This is a genomic window from Halomonas sp. Y3, from assembly GCF_024137965.1.
GTDB lineage: Bacteria > Pseudomonadota > Gammaproteobacteria > Pseudomonadales > Halomonadaceae > Halomonas > Halomonas mongoliensis.
In genome coordinates this window covers 82897-99357 of sequence record NZ_CP099975.1, presented here as the reverse complement: position 1 = coordinate 99357, position 16461 = coordinate 82897, and the positions used below count along the sequence as shown (strand labels likewise).

Below are 16461 nucleotides of genomic sequence, written 5' to 3'. Positions count from 1 at the left end.
CTACAGGTCGATGACCAGCCGCTCGCTCTTGGCACGCGAGCAGCACACTGCTATCTGATCGTTGTCTGCCTTCTCCTCATCGTTGAGGAAGTGGTCGCGGTGGTCAGGGATTCCTTCCAGCACATCGCAGATACAAGTACCGCAGACGCCCTCCTCGCAAGAGACGTCCACCTTGACCCCGGCGGCCTTGAGGGCCTGGGCAATGGACATGCCCTCCTCCACCCGCACGGTGACGCCGCTGATCGCGGCCTCCACCACGAAGGCGCCACCGCTGGTGTCAACCTCAGCGCTGAAGTACTCGAAGTGCACACGGGCGCTCGGCCAGCCCGCCTCACCAGCGGCGCCGATCACCCAGTCCATGAAGCCGGTCGGGCCACATACATAGAGGTGAGCGTCGTCGCCTTGGGCGGCGAGCAGCGAGGCGATATCCAGGCGCTGACTCGGTCCCTGATCGTCGCAGTGAAGCACCAGGGACTCGCCGAAGGTCCCCTCGAGCTCCTCCAGGAAGGCAGCCTTGCCCCGGGAGCGGCAGCAGTAATGGAGCTCGAAGGAGCGTCCCTCGCCCTTAAGGGCATGGGCCATGGCGATCATTGGAGTGATGCCAATACCGCCGCCCACCAGCAAGCTGTGCCCCGCCGAGGCATCCAAGGGAAAGTGGTTGCGCGGAGCGCTGGCCAGCACCTCGGCGCCCTCATGAAGATGCTCATGCACCGCCCGGGATCCCCCTCGGGAGTTGGGGTCATTGAGCACCCCCAGGCGATAGCGATCACCTTGGGCGGGGGCATTGCTTAGGGAGTACTGGCGCACCAGTCCTTCACCCAGATGCAAGTCGATATGGGCCCCCGCCTCGAAAGGCGGTAGGGAGACACCATCGGCGGCGACCAGCTCCAACACCGCGATCTCGTCGGTGTGCTCCTGGCGTCGCGCGACCCGCAGGGTAAGAGTCTCTTGTGTCATGATTGGCTCCTCGCCGACGAGCGGCTAGCGCATGTAGATGCCGCCGTTGATGTCCCAGGTCGCCCCGGTGACGAAATCCGCCTCGTCACCTAGCAGACGCGCCACGGTCTTTGCCACGAAGGCCGGGTTACCCAGACGCTTGACAGGAATCACCCGTTCGATGATGTTTTCCAGCTTGTCGGCCGGGACCGCGGCTCGCACCGAAGGCAGATCCAGGGGACCCGGAGCCACTGCATTGACGGTGACATTAGACGCCGCCAGCTGCCCGGCGAACACCTTGGTCAGGGTCAGGATGGCACCCTTGCTGGCGGCGTAATGGGCGCCGGAGGCGGTGCCGCCGTTCTGCCCCGCCAGTGAGGCGATATTGACGATGCGCCCATGGCCTCGGCCGGCGAAGTAGTCGCCGAACACCTGGCAGCCGAAGAAGGTGCCGCGCTGGTTGATGGCCACCACGGCGTCGAACTCCTCCGGGGTGATCTCCATCACCGGCGTGGTGGGCGTCATGGCGGCGTTGTTGACCAGGGCAGTGGGCGCGCCGAGGCGCCCCTCCACCGCCGCCAGGGCCGCGCTGAAGTCTTCCTTGCGGGTCACGTCCAGGCCCAGGGCCATGGCCCGCTCACCAGTGGGGTCGAGTTCCCGGGCCAGGCGCTCGGCACCCTCCCGGTCACGGTCGGTGATGGCCACGCAAAAGCCATCCGCCAGCAGCTGCTCGGCGATGACGCCGCCCAGTCCCTGGGCGGCGCCGGTGATCACGGCGATCTGTTGCATATGCCTCTCCTCAAGAAGGGCCTCAGAAGATAAAGGCGACGGTGTTGAGGTGATGGCCGGCATTGATCAGACGCACCACCTTGGTATGCAGGCGCAGTCCCGCGCGAGTCTTGGTCAGCCGGTACTCCACGTTGGCGGGGTAGAGCAGCGGCTTGGCCAGGCGCACCTCGCTGAGGAACATGGCGCAGCGCAGCCGGATCTCCTGGTCGCTCTCCTCCAGCAGGCGAAAGCGCGACAGGCTGCGCACCGTGCCTTCCTGGGCCTCGCCGGAGACCGATTCACCGCTCTCCAGACGCGCCACCCGCATCTCGCGCATGGCGTGATCGTCGTAGGCGAAGTTGAGAGTGTTGGCGAAATCGGACTCGTGGATATCCACCGGCACCACATAGATGCCGTCGCGCTCCCAGAGCCCCAGCCAGTCGGCGTAGGCCTTGTGGTCGAGCAGATCGGCCTCGCTGTTGATGAAGTCGATCGCCTGCTGAAACATGCTGGTATCTGCCATGATCTATTACTCCCCTGCCTCTTCGGTCATCAGTCGCTTCCACATCTGATAGGCGGCACGCATGCCGGTCTCGGAGCAGACCGCTCCAGCCGGGTTGCCGTCAGCGGAGGGTTGCATTCGCTTGAGGCCACGATTGACCAGGATCCAGCCATCGGGGCCGGCCAATGAGCCCTTCTGCACCCGCTCCCAGCCCTCGGCATCGTCCGGGGTGCCGAAGCCCATGGGGCCCTGGAAGTGCTCGTGGAGACGCATGCGCATCTGATTAAAAGGTGCCGGGGCCCCGGCGCCGCCTATGGCCACATGGTGGATCTCGGTCTCCTCGACGCTGATCGGGGTCAGTACCCGGAAGAAGGCCATGGAGCAGGCCACGTTGGGGAAGAGGTTGAGGTTGAAGCCGGTGCCGCCCACGGCGCGCACCAGGCGACGCACCTCGGCCTCCTCATGGCCCTCGCCGCGCAGCGCCTCGGCCAGCTCCGCGAAGCGCTCGGGGATGGGGTCGTCCAGGTTGGCCTCCAGGTCGACCAGCTCGGGGATCATCACCATGACACTGTGGCCATTGCCCAGATCCTCGACGAAGCCCTCGCCGTCGAGGAAGTCGAAGACCTCGGAGGTCTGATCATCCAGCGAGGAGATAAAGGACTTGTGGACGATGGGGAAGTGGTAGGCGTCGGTGGTGTTTTCCAGCTGAATCTTCCAGTTGCCGGGGAAGCGGAAGCGGTGATCGCCGAGCACCTGCAGCGGATAGCCGCCGGACTGCTTCATGAAAAGGTCGATCCACTTCCTGGCGCCACCCAGGAAGGTTTCCAGCGGCTCGGCATCCTCGTTGAAGGTGGCGAAGATCATGCCCTGATAGGAGTCGTGGCGCAGGCGCTCCAGCGGCAACTCCTGCTTGTCGATGACGCCCTCATACTCCTCGGCCTTGGGAATGGCGCGCAGCTCGCCATCCAGGGAGTAACCCCATCCGTGATAGGGGCAGGTAAAGGCCTTTGTCTTGCCCTTCTTGCCCTCACACACGGTGGCACCCCGGTGACGGCAGCGGTTGAGCAGCACATGGATATTCTTCTTGCGGTCGCGGCTGACGATCACCGGCTGGCGACCGATGAAAGCGGTCTTGTAGCTGCCAGCCTCGGCCACTTCGCTCTCGTGGGCCACCCACACCCAGGTCGAGTTGAAGATCCGCTCCAGCTCCTGCTCGAAGATCGCGGGATCGGAGTAGAGGCTCTTGTGGATGCGCCCCTCCTCCACCAGGTGGCCGGGGTCGGCGGTGATGTTCTCAATATCGATCAGCTTGTTCATTGTCGTCTCCTTATCGAATGGTCCGGGCCGGCAGGCCGCGGTGACTTCCTAGTTGGGAACGACCAGTTCGCGGCCGATACGGGCCTCGACTCGGGCGTATTTCCACAGTTTGTAGGTGCCGTCCCCCACTGGGGTGGTACGGAAGAAGTTGCAGGCGGCGACGACGCTCTCGTAGTCCGGGACGTCGGCCATGATGTAGGCGGTCCAGGGGGCGGTGGCGGACGGGCCGACCATGATGCGGTCGTCGTCCATGATTCCCAGGATGGTAACGCCGGGCAGCTCATCGATGCCCTGCATCATCTGGCTGAAGGCCTGCCAGACCTGCTTGCCCTCCTCAGCGGGCGCATTCATGAAGTTCTGGTTGATGCCGATGCAGAAGAGTACGCGGTGCATAGTGGTGATCTCCGTTGAGTTGGTGTGGACAATATTGTTTAGAGGTAGCCCGGCAAGGGCTCATGGCCGAAGAAGATGGCTCCGGCGTTCTTCCAGGTGATCTCGCCCATGAAGGCGTGCTGAGTGCAGAGCTGGGAGTCGCGCAGAATGCGAGACAGGGGGTGGCCGTTGTCGGCTCCGGTCATGCCGCTGATCTGGTAGACGTCACGAATCGCCTCAGCGCACTCCCGAGTCAGGTGGGTGGTGGAGAGACGCAGAAGGTTGACCTGGTCGCGGCTCGGTTCGCCCCCGGCCTCGATGGCCGCCCAGGCGGCCTCGGTGCTGTCGTAGAAGAAGGCGCGGGCGGCACGCACCCTGGCCTCGGCCTTGCCGAGGGCAATCTGCGCATACTCCCGCTCGCCCAGGTTGGGAGCGCCGGTGACCGACTTGCGCCCGCCGGCCATGGCGCGAACGATGTCCAGCGCCTCCCGGGCCAGGCCCAGGGTGGTCACCGCCAGCACCTGGGCGGCGAAGGAGAGCGAGGGGTAGCGGAAGAAGGGCGCCTCGATGGTGGGCTTGCCGCCGCGCACGAAGGTCCACTCCTCCGGCACATAGGCATCCTCAACCACCAGATCGTGGCTGCCGGTGGCCACCATGCCCAGCATGTCCCAGGTCGGGTCGATCGCCACCCGGTCGCGGGGCAGAACCGCCATGCGTGGTAGGGCGCCCTCCTCATCGGGGAGGATACCCACCCCGCACAGGGAGGCGCCCATGCAGCCACTGGCGAACTTCCAGCGTCCCTTGATGCGGAAGCCACGGTCGACCCGCTCGGCGGACTGGGGTGGGAAGATGCCACCGGCGAAGACCACATCGGGGGAGTCCTTCCACACCTCATCGAGGGTCTCCGGAGGCAGGGCTGCCAGATAGGCGGGATTCATGCCGAAACTTGCCACCCAGCCGGCGGAGCCATCAGCAGCCGAAATCGCTTCAACCATCTTGAGGAATTCGGCGGGTGACTTCTCATCGCCGCCGTAGCGGGTCGGCACCATGGCGCGATAGACGCCGATAGCCTGGTACTCCTCGATGATGTCCTGGGAGATATGCCGCTGGGCTTCAAACTCCCCGCGGCGCCTGCGAATAGACGTGAGCAGCGCATCGAAGCGGGCTTCCCCGCCCCACTGGGACTTGTCGACGGTACTATGCATAAATCAACTCCTGTTGTTTTAATCTGGGGCGTTCGCCCGCGGGGCTCTGGCCAGGAGACGCGCAACCCGACAGAGGCCGGCGTCATCGCCGCGCCGTCCCACCAGCTGCAGCGCCAGCGGATAGCCCGCCCGGGGTGCCAACGGCAGAGTCAGCGCGGGGTGTCCGGAGAGGTTGAAGGGCCGCAACAGCGCGGAAATCGTCAGGTCCTGCTGCCCCGCCTCGGCGGCCGCCCGCGTCAGCGGTGCATGGGGCAGGGTCGGCAGCGCCAGAACATCGTGAGTCTCGAGGAGACGATCCACCTCGGTGATAAAGGCGCGGCGCAGCGCCTCGGCATCGCGCAGCTCGACATCGGTGGTCTGTCCCGCGGCCCTTAGACGCTTGGCCACATCGGCTCCCAGGCGAGGGTCGTCTCGCCAGGCCGCGCAGCCCTCGAAGGTCTCGCGGTTGATCACCGCCATGGCCGCCCCATAAGCCTCCTCCAGCAGCGCGAGGCTGGCCGGCGAAACGGGCAGCGACGAGGCGGCCAGGCGCTCCTCTACCGCTGCTTGGATGGCGTCTTCGGCCTCCACTCGAATCCAAGCCAGTCGTGGCGCCTCACCGTTCGATGGCATGACGAACCGCGTGTCCACCGCCGCCATAAAGGCGATCAGCTCCTCGAGCGATGCGGCGATGGGCCCGACACAGTCGAGGCTGCTGACCGCCGGCATCACGCCGCGGCGATCGAGGCGCCCGAAAGTCGGTTTGAGCCCATAGAGCCCACAGCAGGCCGCCGGCAGACGAATTGAGCCGCCGGTATCGGTACCGATGCCAACCTCGGCCAGGCCTGCCGCGACTGCCGTCGCAGAGCCGCTCGAGGAGCCACCGGGAATCAGCTCGGGAAAGCGAGGGTTCTCAGGGGTTCCGGTCCAGGCATTGAGCCCAGTCATGCCGAAAGCCAGCTCGTGGAGGTTAGCCTTGCCAATGATTTGGTAGCCTGCCGACAGAGTGCGCTCGACAATCTCTGCATGGCGCTCCGCTGAAGCCGACTCGGCCAGAGCCGCTGAACCTGCCCGGGTTGGGTAGCCAGCGATGTCGATGGTGTCCTTGACCACCACCCGCTTGGAGCCACGGCCCAGAGAGAGGGGTTCGATGATGGAGGTCATGCCACACCTCTAGACTCTATTTCACATGAATTTTCAAGCATATGATCAAGCGACAATTCCATACGTCTCCCTCCTACAGGACGAACAGCACCAGCTCCGGGATGGCAAGCAGCAACAGGATGCAGGCCAGGTAAGGCAGCATGAAATAGCCCACCCCGCGGAAGATGTCGCCGAACCCCAGCTCCGGATCGAGGCTCTTGACGATAAAGGCATTGACCCCCACTGGTGGCGTGATCGCGCCCATGCTGGTGACGATGCATACCATGATGCCGAACCAGATGGGGTCGTAGCCCAGAGCCAGGGCCACCGGGAAGAAGATCGGGATCGAGATGATCAGAAAGCCCATGGCGTCCATCAGAGCACCACCGATCACGTAGATCAGCAGCACACAGGCCATGATCAGCACCGCCGGCAGCGGCAGGGCCGCGGCCCACTCGCCGACCAGGAACGGCAGCCGCGTCACCGTGAGAAAGCGTCCAAAGATCACCGCCCCGGCTACCAGCATCAGGATCATGGCGGAGGACTTGAGCGCATTGGCCAAGGCCTCCTGGAGCACTTCGAGGGTCAGCCGTCCCTGCAGGGCGACGATGGCCAGGGCCCCCACGCAGCCCACGGCGGCGGCCTCGGTGGAAGTGAACCAGCCGGCGAAGAGGCCGCCCAGTACCAGGGCGAAGAGTGCCACCACCTCCAACACTCCCTTGAGTGAAGCCAGGCGCACACTCCATGAGGAACGCTCGCCAACTGGAGCCATTTCAGGGCGACGGTGGCACAGGTAGCTGATAGTCATCACGAACAGGGCTACCAAAATCAGCCCCGGCACGATGCTGGCGATAAACAGGTCGCGAATGGCCAGCTCCGCCTGGAGGGCAATCACGATTAACACAGCGCTGGGGGGAATGATCACCCCTAGGGTGCCACCGGTAGCCACACTACCGGCGCTAAGTGCACGCTGATAGCCGAATTTTTTCATCTCCGGCAGGGCGATGGTGCCAACAGTGGCCGCAGTAGCGGTATTAGAGCCGCTGACGGCTGCGAAACCGGCACTGCTGAGGATGGTCGTAGTGGCCATTGAGCCCTTGCGGTGACCGATCCAGGCATAGGCTGAGGCAAAGATTTTCTCGGTAATTCCCGAGCGGAACAATAGCTCTCCCATGAAGATGAATAGCGGAATTACACTCAGAGAGTATGCCGATAGTTGCTCCCAGATGCCCGAGCTGATGATGTTGTACGCAGCCATGGGACTGGTGATATGCAACATGCCGAAGAAGCCGACAATGAACATCGCGAAGCTGATCGGCATCTTGAGCAAAATCAACAGGAAAAGCGCCACAATACCAACCAGCGCTATCGAAACCATGCTCATGTCATCACCACTCGTTGCGTCACCACCAGGCGCTTCAGCGCGCCGAGGCAATCCGCCAGTAACACCAGGCAGAAGGCGGAAAAGCCCAAGGCCACCAGATAGATCATCGGATAGAGCGCCAGGCGAAGAGTCTGGGAGACCATGCCCCGCTGCATGGCGCTATAGCCATATTCCCAGAGCTTGAGGGCTACCATGGCGAAAAACAGCAGGCTCACCAAGGCCACCAGGGCCTCCAACAGCGCCTGTAGCCGCATGGGCAGGCGCGCCACCAGAATATCCAGCGCCACATGCGCTTTGTGCAGTTGCGCATAGGCAAGGGAGAGAGCAACCACCACGGCCGTCAGCCAGCCGACGATCTCGGTGGTACCACCGAAGGAAGATGCCACCTGGCGCATAACTATGTTACCCACCACTAGGAACACCATGGCCAGCAGAGCCACCCCGGCGATACCTAGCAAGCCGCGGCTGATCAAAAGATTGAGTTTGTGCATGGGTCGAGTGCCTCGCTGCGTCGATCACGCCCGGCGACATGATGCCACCGGAGCCAGGGCCCAGTTTCCTTAGGGCTGTTGGTAACTCTCAATCAACTCCATCATGCGGCTATAAAACTCATACGCCGGCAGCCCCATCTCGGACACTTTCGCCAGACGCTCCTCATTGATGGGCTCCAGCTTTTCGGCCCAGCGTGCCGCTTCCTCTTCACTCAGCGTCAGGGTCTCGACACCATGATTCTCTGCAGCCCACGCCAAGGAAGTCTCGATATGGTTGTCCAGATAGTCGCCGGCGAAGTAGGCCATCTCGGCTCCCAGCTCATCGATCACTTGCTGTACATCTTCGGGGAGAGACTCCCAGCGCTGACGGTTCATCAATGCTAGTAGAAAAGCATTGGTCATAGGATAGTCAGTGACATACTTGACACTACGTGCATATTGAAAATCCATCAGGCCCTCGCGTGAACTCACATAGCCATCAATCACCCCAGACTGCAAGGCCTCTCCGGTTTCGGCTTGATTCAACCCTACAGGAACTCCCCCAAGGGCCTCAACCACATCAGTATTATCGCCGGGAACTCTAAGCTCCATACCGCGAATATCTTCCAAAGACCTAACCGGGCTGCGACTATGCAAATAAGCAGGTTGTATAGCAAATGCGGTCACAACCTTAAAGTCTTCTAGGCCCAAATCTTCAGCTGGAAACTCTTTCACCAAATCATAGACAACCTGACTTCCAGTCCGTGAATCAACTTCAATTCCTGTAAAGCCAGACGCCATATTTAACAAAGGAAAGCGATTAGGCTCATAAGATGTTACAGAAAGACCAATATCAGCAACGCCATTCTGCACGCCATCATACATATTTCCGGCTGTGAGCAAAGTCCCACCCGGAAAGGTATTAACCGTAACCCTGCCATCTGTCCGCCGACGCAACTCTTTGGCCCAGTGCTCCATCTGCACCGCAGGAAAGGTCTGGGCTGGAGCAAAGAAGGCATAATTGAGGGTGATCTCACTGGCGGTGGCACTACTAACGAAAAGCGTACCAGTTAGAAGGCCGCCCAGGCAAGCTGCACCTGCCAAGCACCGGGAGATTGTGGACAGGGTCACAGTCGCAGTTTTCTTAGTCGTCATGGGGCTCACCTCTTACTTGTTGTTGTCACAGGCGCCTTGGCAGCGCCATTTCCACTCAACACTACATGAATTTTCAAAAAAACTCATTGCCCACCACCTTCTACTCCACCATCAACAGGAGAAGAATATTTCATCCACCTTCAAGTTAAAATTGAAGACCAGGCAATTAAGTCTTGTCTTATTGAGAAACTAGAGCTCCGTCCTATCCTCGTCTAGTCTGTTCACTGCCGGAGCCCGAATGGCGAAAACTTACACCATCACTATTCCGAGAAACCGTTCCGCCCCGGGAAATCTGGCGCCAACTCTCTGGCATTTGGCATCTTCAGCCAGAGGCGAAGCAATTTTCGCTTGCGCCCCTCTTCCTCATAGTCTTCGAAACCGGTCCTTGAATGAAGAACCATATAATTATTAGCAAACTGAACATCACCTGGCTCAAGCATCATATCCAGCTTGATCTCATTACGGTGAATAATGTCGTCGACAAGATTCAGTGCTGCCTTCTGCTTTTCCGACAATGGATCACCCTTCAACTCATGCCCCAACTCGATATATTGCCTGAGATATCGGCAGCTCAACTTACCCTGATGAATGCTAAATATAGGCGATGGGGTATATTCCTCATCCCCCAAGTGAGCAAAGTAGAAGGGACTATAGAGGACTTCTAGGAGTTCAGGTGACTCATCCAGGACGGTATTATAGATCGCTGCCGCGCTAACCAGGCTACTCATTCCTCCCGATTTGGCCTTCTTGAGAGACAGCAAGCCGACAACATCCGAAAGATCCGTATGATAGGGTAAATAGGCATTGGTCTCATAGACACGAGTACGCTTGTCGCTGGAATCCCCGACACTCTTTACGACGCCGAGCATATCACCCTTCGGGTTCTGAGTAACCGGCTTCCCCATATGAAGCCCCAACCCATAAAAGAGAGACGCCAGCTCCTCCTCATTATACTTTTCGGCATCCAGACCACGAATAAGCAGGAACCCCCTTCCATTTTCCAGCTCTTCGTTTATATTCGCTATCGACGCTTCCATTCCATCGAGTGGAAAGTCCTCCTTCTCAAAATCGGGTGCCGATAAGCCTTGGGCTTGGACGTTCGCCAGCGCCCTGTCGAGTACCTCCACTTCCACATCAGTCAGTTGATATATCCATGATAAATCTCCCTCCAGGTCGCAGCCTTTCCAAGCCATCTCATCATCGATTCGATTATTGAGAACCTTCTTCATGATGCCTCCATGACTATCTTTATATTGTTAATAACGATCATGCCGATGACAGATAAATTACAAGACACATCCTCTTACCAGGGTTTCCCTCTTTCGCTGATCATCTTGCGAACCATGGCTTCATAAAACTTGATGGCGAAACCACTCTCATTGATCAACTCCTGAGTCAAGCTGGCGCACTTCGCCTTGATCTCCTCGGTGATGGGATTATCTTCCCCCCCGAGTGCCCCTGCCGTCACTTGAATCTCCGCCGCGCGCTGCACCGTCCAAAGCAGAAAGAAGGTACGCTCGATATCCGCCTCACCCACGGCGACACCATGATTTCTCAGCACCAGGATATGCTTGTTGCCCAGGCTTTCCAGCATCCTGGCACGCTCTTCCTCGAACAGCGTGATGCCTTCAAACTCGTGGTACCCGATACGCCCGTACAGCTGAGCCCCATAAAAATCATCATGCCCAAACCCGGCTTTTTTTTGTGCAATCGCAGAGACTTCATTAGTGTGGGTATGCACGATGCAGTGAATATCATCTCGCGCCCCATGAATTGCACTATGCAAAGCAAATCCTGCAGGGTTTGCTTCATACACTGAATCAACTACCTTTCTCCCACTCAGATCAACCTTGAGAAGATTTTTTGGCGTAACCTCTGTGTAATTCAGCCCAAACGGATTCACCAGGTAGTATTTTTCCCCTCCGGGCACCCTAACAGAAATATGATTGAATATTGCTTCACACCAGCCGAAATAGTCTACTAGGCGATAGAAAAGCGCCAACTTGACTCTCAGCCCCCCTTCTGACTCACCAAACTCTCCCATGACCGATTCAAAATATTCACCTTTTAAATATTCCTTCATAATTCACCCCATGCCAATATGCACTGGACTAAAAACCAGTCAATTAACGACCATTCTTATAGCTTTCGATAAGTTCTTGCATCCTTTCGTAGAATGCTTGGGCAGGCAGTCCCATCTCGTCCACCTGAGCCAGGCGAGCCTCGTTAATAGGCGCCAATTGATCAGCCCAGCGCGTCGCTTCCTCATCACTGAGTGCCAGGATCTCGACGCCATGATTCTCCCCAGCCCACGCCAGTGAAGTCTCGATATGGCTGTCCAAGTAGTCGCCAGCGAAGTGGGCCATCTCTGCGCCCAGCTCATCAATCACCTGCTGGACATCCTCGGGCAGCGACTCCCAGCGCTGTCGATTCATGGCGGCGACGAAGACTACATTAGTCAGCGGGTAGTCTGTGATGTACTTGACGCTGCGAGCGTATTGAAGATCCATCAGCGTCTCGCGGGAGCCTACATAGCCGTCGACCACGCCGGCCTGAAGGGCCTCGCCGGTCTCTGCCTGCGACATCCCCACGGGCACACCGCCCAAGGCTCTCAGTACCTCGGTGCTGTCGCCGGGCACACGAATCTCCTGACCTTGCAACTCCTCAAGAGAGGTCACTGGTAAGCGGCTATGCAGGTAGCCAGGCTCGGAGGTAAAGGCGGTAATCACCTTAAAATTCTCAAGGCCTAGCTGGTCGGCAGGAAACTCCTGGATCAACTCGTAGACCACTTGGCTAGCCACGGTGGAATCGACGTCGATGCCAGTGAGATTACCGGCTAGGTTAATTAACGGAAAGCGTGCCGGCTCGTAGGAAGTGGCAGACAGGCCGATATCGGCGACGCCGCTCTGCACACCGTCATACATATTTCCTGCAGTCAGCAGTGTACCACCCGGAAATGTATTGACCGTGACTCTGCCATCGGTGCGCCGGTGCAACTCCTCAGCCCAGTGCTCCATTTGTACGGCAGGGAAAGTCTGTGCTGGAGCGAAAAAGGCATAGTTGAGCCGAACTTCACTCGCCTGAGCATTGGCGGAAAAAAATGCTCCCATCAACACAGCCCCCGCCACCAGCTTTTCAGCCAAGGGGGTTGACTTGCTTTTATTTTTCATAGATATACCACCTGAAAGTTATTATTGTGCAAGGCCTTGGCGACATCCTTGCAATCAATATCACATGAATTTTCAAGCTAAAACAAGAGCTGAATTTTTCGCCACCCCTTACGCGATGCCACAGTCACCCTTGCCAGAATCTTGCCAAAAAGAATAAAAAACAAAAAAAACAATTACTTACAACGAAATCCAATAGGGCCCTATCACCTTAAGCGCACCTCTGCAGCGCATGAAACAGGCTCAGGCCCTATAAGAGTGCAAGGGTTCAAACTTTGGCAGTACCGGCCAGCTGGCTGGCCTGGTCCTGCTCGTCTTCCTTGGCGCGGGGGCGGGCATGGCGGGTCTGCAGCTCGGGCTTGTCGGTCTTGGCCAGCTCGATGTCGAACACCACCTCGGAGAAGGGACCGTCCAGCTCGCGCTTGGCGATCTCGCCCGCGTCCTCAATGCGCTCGGCCGGTACCACCAGCTCCTCGCGGGTGGCGAAGGCGAAGTCGTCGAAGGTGTAGGGGTCGCCCGCCAGGTTGATCTGGGTGGTCAGGTGCTGGTGGCCCGGCGCGGAGATGAAGTAGTGGATATGCGCCGGACGCTCGCCGTGACGGCCCAGGGACTTCAGCACCACGTCGGTGGGGGCGCCTTCCGGCACGCCGTAGCCGGACGGGATGATGCTGCGCGCGGTGTAGCGGCCTTCACTGTCCGCGTAGATGGTGCGGCGCATGTTGTACTCGCTCTGGGTCTTGTCGAAGAAGGAGTAGCCGCCCTTGGAGTTGCAGTGCCAGATCTCGACCTTGGCGCCGGGGATCGGGTTGCCGTCCACGTCGCGCACCTGGCCGGTCAGCCACATCACCTCGGCATCCGGGTCGCTGCCGTCATCCATGCGCGCGAAGCCTTCGGCCTCCGGGGCGCCGGCGACATACAGCGGACCCTCGATGGTGCGCGGGGTGCCACCGGTGCGCTTGGCCTCGGCGTCGATGGCGTCCCGGCGCATGTCCAGGTAGTGGTCGAAGCCCAGGCCCGGCGAGAGCAGGCCGAACTGGGTCTGGCTGCCCAGGGCGTTGAGCAGGTTGACCGCCGACCAGTACTCCTCGGGGGTGACATCGAAGTCGTCGATCAGCTTGTAGAGGTCGGAGAGCAGGCGGTGCATGATCTGCTTGGCGCGGTCGTTGCCGCCCTCCTGATCGAAGCCGGCAACCGTCTTCAGGAAATCCTGAACTTCAGGGGTATCAAAAATTTTAGCCATAGCGCGTTCCTCGTTCTTGTGGTTGGTATGAAAGCAGATCAAGCTTCTCGATTCGGCCCAAAACTTGATCTTTCAAGCATTCTTGCCAGTGGCGAGACGTCTTCCCAATACTTATTCCAACGCCTCCCATACCCTAAAAGGTATAAGGGAGCCTATTGGAGATGAATCCATCCTGACAACCCCTTGTTTTTATTAAAAAAACACAAAAATGATAATGACTATCGTTTAAAAGCTCCTTCAACCCTGTCGCAGTCATACCAAAGGCTCCTGCCCAGCCTCTCTAATGGCAAGGGTTTGGGCAGCGGCCCCCCTTAACACTCATATACGACGAAAGGCTACATGGAAGCTTTGAGGCCTCATCGTCGCCTACCCTCGAAAAGGGGTGCTTTGTGCACGTCATTTTGCTCCCCTTACCCCTCAGATTACTCAGCGGCGACTGCATCTGATGGGGCTATTCTACCCACCTAGAAACAGAAGCAGTTTCAGGCCGAAGCGTCGAGTAGAGCAACATCGGCAGTGGCAAACCTGACGGCCGGGTTACATAAAAACAGCATCTATCGACTCTTCCGATTGAGCGTGCTAACTATTGTGTAGAAAATCACTTTTGTAGTGGTCAAGTGTTTTTGGCCACTGATTTTTGAGCATTCCAGTAGTTCTTTTCTGCCACATTCGGCGGCAGTCCATCGTTATGCCTGTGCGGCCTTAGGCTACTGTAGTAACCGAGCATATAGTCAGTGATCGACTTCTTCGCCATGGCAACATCAGAGTAGCCAATCTCTGGCATCCACTCCGACTTGAAGCTCCTGAAAAAACGCTCTGTCGGGGCGTTGTCCCAGCAATTTCCGCGGCGACTTAGACTCTGGGTCATCTGGTACCGCCAGAGCATCTGTCGGAATGCCAGGCTGGTATACTGACAGCCCTGGTCTGAGTGAAATAGGAGCCCCGATGGCTCTCCACGCGACTCATAGGCCATGGTTAGCGCTTTCTTCACCAGTTCCGTATTCGGAGACAACGACAGTGCCCAGCCTACAGGTTTACGCGCATACAAGTCGATGACCACAGCAAGATAAGCCCAGCGAGCCCCTGTCCAGATGTAGGTGATGTCGCCGCTCCATACCTGATTTGGCTCCTTGACATCGAACTTGCGATCGAGAAGGTTCGGGATATCCAAATGCGGCTGATCAGCCTTCTTGTAGGCATGGCTTGGCGGCTGCGTGCTCACCAGCCCCAGCTGCTTCATCCGCCTGCTGGCCCGGTAACGACTCAGCGGCGTACCCGCTTGCGTGACCATTTTGGCAATGCTGCGAGCGCCGGCAGAACCGTTACTGACGGCATGTGCTTCGACAACTTGGTCCAGCAGCTTCTGCTCAGCCTCGCAGGGCCTTTTATCCCGGTCACGCCAGGCCCGGTAGCTACTGCGATGCACCCCAAACACCTGACACAGGTGCTGCACCGCATAGCTCTCTTCAAGTCGCTCGATTATCGAGAATTGCTCAGGGAGTCCGACATCAAGAGAGCAGTAGCCTTTTTTAATATTTCCTTCTCTTCCTCCACCCGACGCAGCTTGCGTTTCAGCTCCTGAATTTCACGCTGTTCCGGCGTCATAGCTTCACCTTTCAGCGGTACCTTGCCTTTCCGCTCAGCCCGCAACCTGCGCACCCAATATTCCATGGTGGATTTGCCAACACCCATGGCCTCACACGCTGCCTTGAGCGTGTAACCCTGATCGACCACGAGCTGGGCCGCCTCCAAACGAAACTCTGGGCTGAATGTTCTCTTCTTCGTCATCATCTGCACCTGACTATCCATGGGAGTGATCATACACTCAAAATCAGGTGGCCAGATTCACTATGCCACTACATTTCACCTAAATTTCCATGAGAGCCTTCCAGCATGCCAACAGGAGCCGCCTATCTGATCGTGGTGCTGGTGTGGGCCTCCACGCCGCTGGCCATCAAGTGGAGCGCCGAGGCCGGTGCGCCAGTGGGCAGCGTGCTGCTACGCATGCTGATCGCCTTCCTGGCCGGGCTGCTGGTCCTGCTCGCGCTGCGGCGCCCAGTGCGCCGCGACCGCCGGGCGCTGGCCAGCTATGCCGCGGCGGTGCCCGGGGTATTCGGCGCCATGGCGCTGAGCTACCACGCCTCGCTCAGCCTGCCCTCGGGGATGCTCTCGGTGATGTTCGGCATGGCGCCTCTTATCTCGGGGCTGATCCTTCAGGCGCTGCCGGGGGCCACCCGTCTGCGGCGCTGGCACTGGCTGGGCTGCGCCCTGGGGGTTATGGGCCTGGCGGTGGTATTCGCCGACAGCCTGGTGCTGGGCCACGACACCCTAGCCGCCCTGTGCATGATGCTGGCGGCGGTGACCCTGTTCAGCGCCAGCGGTATCGCCGTGCAGCGTGTGGCCGCCGGGCTCGGTCCGCTGGAGCAGACCCTGGGCGCTCTGGCTCTGAGCCTGCCCTGCTTCATCATTCTGTGGCTCGCCAGCGGCGAGCCTATCAACGTCCCGCTAAGCGCCCGCGGCCTCTGGGCCGTGCTCTACCTGGCACTCTTCGGCTCCCTCTTGGGCTTTCTCTGCTACTTCCTGATCCTCTCGCGGCTGCCCGCCGCTACCGTCGCCCTGGTCACCCTGATGACTCCGCTGCTGGCCCTGGGGCTTGGCATGTGGCTCAACCAGGAGCAGCCTTCGGCCTCGATGCTGGCCGGTGCCGCCCTGATTCTCGTCGCGCTGGGCGCCTACCTCTTCGGCGATCGCCTCACGCGGCTCAAGGCGGCAGCGCAGCCGGCACCCATGGTCGAAGTGCGCAGCCGGGGCAAGGCGCGCTAG

The 16461-nt window shown here is 59.4% G+C and carries 16 protein-coding genes; 1 reads left to right on the top strand and 15 read right to left on the bottom strand.

The features are described from left to right. The 15 genes from NHL60_RS00470 to NHL60_RS00400 form a co-directional block, all read right to left on the bottom strand. Positions 1-957 (bottom strand): PDR/VanB family oxidoreductase, encoded by a 957-nt coding sequence (locus NHL60_RS00470; protein WP_253447541.1) that lies wholly within the window; start codon positions 955-957, stop codon positions 1-3. Between the two features lie 24 nt (positions 958-981). Further along, positions 982-1725 (bottom strand): SDR family NAD(P)-dependent oxidoreductase, encoded by a 744-nt coding sequence (locus tag NHL60_RS00465; RefSeq protein WP_253447538.1) that lies wholly within the window; start codon positions 1723-1725, stop codon positions 982-984. A gap of 22 nt (positions 1726-1747) precedes the next feature. Next, positions 1748-2227 carry an aromatic-ring-hydroxylating dioxygenase subunit beta gene (locus tag NHL60_RS00460; protein WP_253447535.1) on the bottom strand — a complete coding sequence of 160 codons (480 nt, stop codon included), beginning with the start codon at positions 2225-2227 and terminating at the stop codon, positions 1748-1750. Positions 2228-2233: 6 nt separating this feature from the next. After that, positions 2234-3523, bottom strand: coding sequence for a Rieske 2Fe-2S domain-containing protein (locus NHL60_RS00455; RefSeq protein ID WP_253447532.1), 1290 nt, complete (start codon positions 3521-3523; stop codon positions 2234-2236). 48 nt (positions 3524-3571) lie between these two features. Continuing rightward, positions 3572-3916 (bottom strand): IacB protein, encoded by a 345-nt coding sequence (locus tag NHL60_RS00450; RefSeq protein WP_253447529.1) that lies wholly within the window; start codon positions 3914-3916, stop codon positions 3572-3574. A gap of 38 nt (positions 3917-3954) precedes the next feature. Next, on the bottom strand, positions 3955-5100 hold the full coding sequence (locus NHL60_RS00445) for an acyl-CoA dehydrogenase family protein (RefSeq protein WP_253447526.1): 1146 nt from the start codon (positions 5098-5100) through the stop codon (positions 3955-3957). An 18-nt stretch (positions 5101-5118) separates the two neighbouring features. Next, positions 5119-6243, bottom strand: a complete 1125-nt coding sequence (locus NHL60_RS00440; protein ID WP_253447523.1) for an amidase — start codon at positions 6241-6243, stop codon at positions 5119-5121. A 73-nt stretch (positions 6244-6316) separates the two neighbouring features. Then, complete coding sequence (locus NHL60_RS00435) at positions 6317-7606, bottom strand: TRAP transporter large permease (RefSeq protein WP_253447520.1); 1290 nt, start codon at positions 7604-7606, stop codon at positions 6317-6319. Beyond that, positions 7603-8097, bottom strand: coding sequence for a TRAP transporter small permease (locus NHL60_RS00430; protein WP_253447517.1), 495 nt, complete (start codon positions 8095-8097; stop codon positions 7603-7605). Before NHL60_RS00430 ends, NHL60_RS00435 begins: the two co-directional genes overlap by 4 nt. A 69-nt stretch (positions 8098-8166) precedes the next feature. Beyond that, the gene (locus NHL60_RS00425; protein WP_253447514.1) at positions 8167-9231 is read right to left on the bottom strand and encodes a TRAP transporter substrate-binding protein; all 1065 of its coding nucleotides are present in this window, start codon (positions 9229-9231) and stop codon (positions 8167-8169) included. Between the two features lie 260 nt (positions 9232-9491). Beyond that, a complete protein-coding gene (locus NHL60_RS00420; RefSeq protein WP_253447511.1) occupies positions 9492-10460 on the bottom strand; it encodes a TauD/TfdA family dioxygenase in 969 nt (322 codons plus the stop codon). Positions 10461-10534: 74 nt separating this feature from the next. Beyond that, a complete protein-coding gene (locus tag NHL60_RS00415; protein WP_253447509.1) occupies positions 10535-11314 on the bottom strand; it encodes a class II aldolase/adducin family protein in 780 nt (259 codons plus the stop codon). Between the two features lie 43 nt (positions 11315-11357). After that, positions 11358-12401 (bottom strand): TRAP transporter substrate-binding protein, encoded by a 1044-nt coding sequence (locus NHL60_RS00410; protein WP_253447506.1) that lies wholly within the window; start codon positions 12399-12401, stop codon positions 11358-11360. A 265-nt stretch (positions 12402-12666) separates the two neighbouring features. Further along, positions 12667-13638, bottom strand: coding sequence for a catechol 1,2-dioxygenase (gene catA / locus NHL60_RS00405; protein ID WP_253447503.1), 972 nt, complete (start codon positions 13636-13638; stop codon positions 12667-12669). Between the two features lie 613 nt (positions 13639-14251). Continuing rightward, a protein-coding gene (locus tag NHL60_RS00400) for an IS3 family transposase (protein WP_253446617.1) occupies positions 14252-15426 on the bottom strand; the annotation gives its coding sequence in 2 pieces (ribosomal slippage) (positions 14252-15171 and positions 15171-15426; 1176 coding nt in all). A 105-nt stretch (positions 15427-15531) separates the two neighbouring features. Between NHL60_RS00400 and NHL60_RS00395 the strand changes: the two genes are divergently transcribed. Further along, positions 15532-16461, top strand: coding sequence for a DMT family transporter (locus NHL60_RS00395; RefSeq protein ID WP_253447501.1), 930 nt, complete (start codon positions 15532-15534; stop codon positions 16459-16461).

Bases quoted from the DNA above. Each gene is read 5' to 3' on its own strand.
- NHL60_RS00470 (WP_253447541.1), bottom strand. From the start codon at position 957: ATGACACAAGAGACTCTTACCCTGCGGGTCGCGCGACGCCAGGAGCAC.
- NHL60_RS00430 (WP_253447517.1), bottom strand. From the start codon at position 8,097: ATGCACAAACTCAATCTTTTGATCAGCCGCGGCTTGCTAGGTATCGCC.
- NHL60_RS00440 (WP_253447523.1), bottom strand. From the start codon at position 6,243: ATGACCTCCATCATCGAACCCCTCTCTCTGGGCCGTGGCTCCAAGCGG.
- NHL60_RS00455 (WP_253447532.1), bottom strand. From the start codon at position 3,523: ATGAACAAGCTGATCGATATTGAGAACATCACCGCCGACCCCGGCCAC.
- NHL60_RS00450 (WP_253447529.1), bottom strand. From the start codon at position 3,916: ATGCACCGCGTACTCTTCTGCATCGGCATCAACCAGAACTTCATGAAT.
- NHL60_RS00410 (WP_253447506.1), bottom strand. From the start codon at position 12,401: ATGAAAAATAAAAGCAAGTCAACCCCCTTGGCTGAAAAGCTGGTGGCG.
- NHL60_RS00435 (WP_253447520.1), bottom strand. From the start codon at position 7,606: ATGAGCATGGTTTCGATAGCGCTGGTTGGTATTGTGGCGCTTTTCCTG.
- NHL60_RS00415 (WP_253447509.1), bottom strand. From the start codon at position 11,314: ATGAAGGAATATTTAAAAGGTGAATATTTTGAATCGGTCATGGGAGAG.
- catA (WP_253447503.1), bottom strand. From the start codon at position 13,638: ATGGCTAAAATTTTTGATACCCCTGAAGTTCAGGATTTCCTGAAGACG.
- NHL60_RS00465 (WP_253447538.1), bottom strand. From the start codon at position 1,725: ATGCAACAGATCGCCGTGATCACCGGCGCCGCCCAGGGACTGGGCGGC.
- NHL60_RS00395 (WP_253447501.1), top strand. From the start codon at position 15,532: ATGCCAACAGGAGCCGCCTATCTGATCGTGGTGCTGGTGTGGGCCTCC.
- NHL60_RS00425 (WP_253447514.1), bottom strand. From the start codon at position 9,231: ATGACGACTAAGAAAACTGCGACTGTGACCCTGTCCACAATCTCCCGG.
- NHL60_RS00460 (WP_253447535.1), bottom strand. From the start codon at position 2,227: ATGGCAGATACCAGCATGTTTCAGCAGGCGATCGACTTCATCAACAGC.
- NHL60_RS00445 (WP_253447526.1), bottom strand. From the start codon at position 5,100: ATGCATAGTACCGTCGACAAGTCCCAGTGGGGCGGGGAAGCCCGCTTC.
- NHL60_RS00420 (WP_253447511.1), bottom strand. From the start codon at position 10,460: ATGAAGAAGGTTCTCAATAATCGAATCGATGATGAGATGGCTTGGAAA.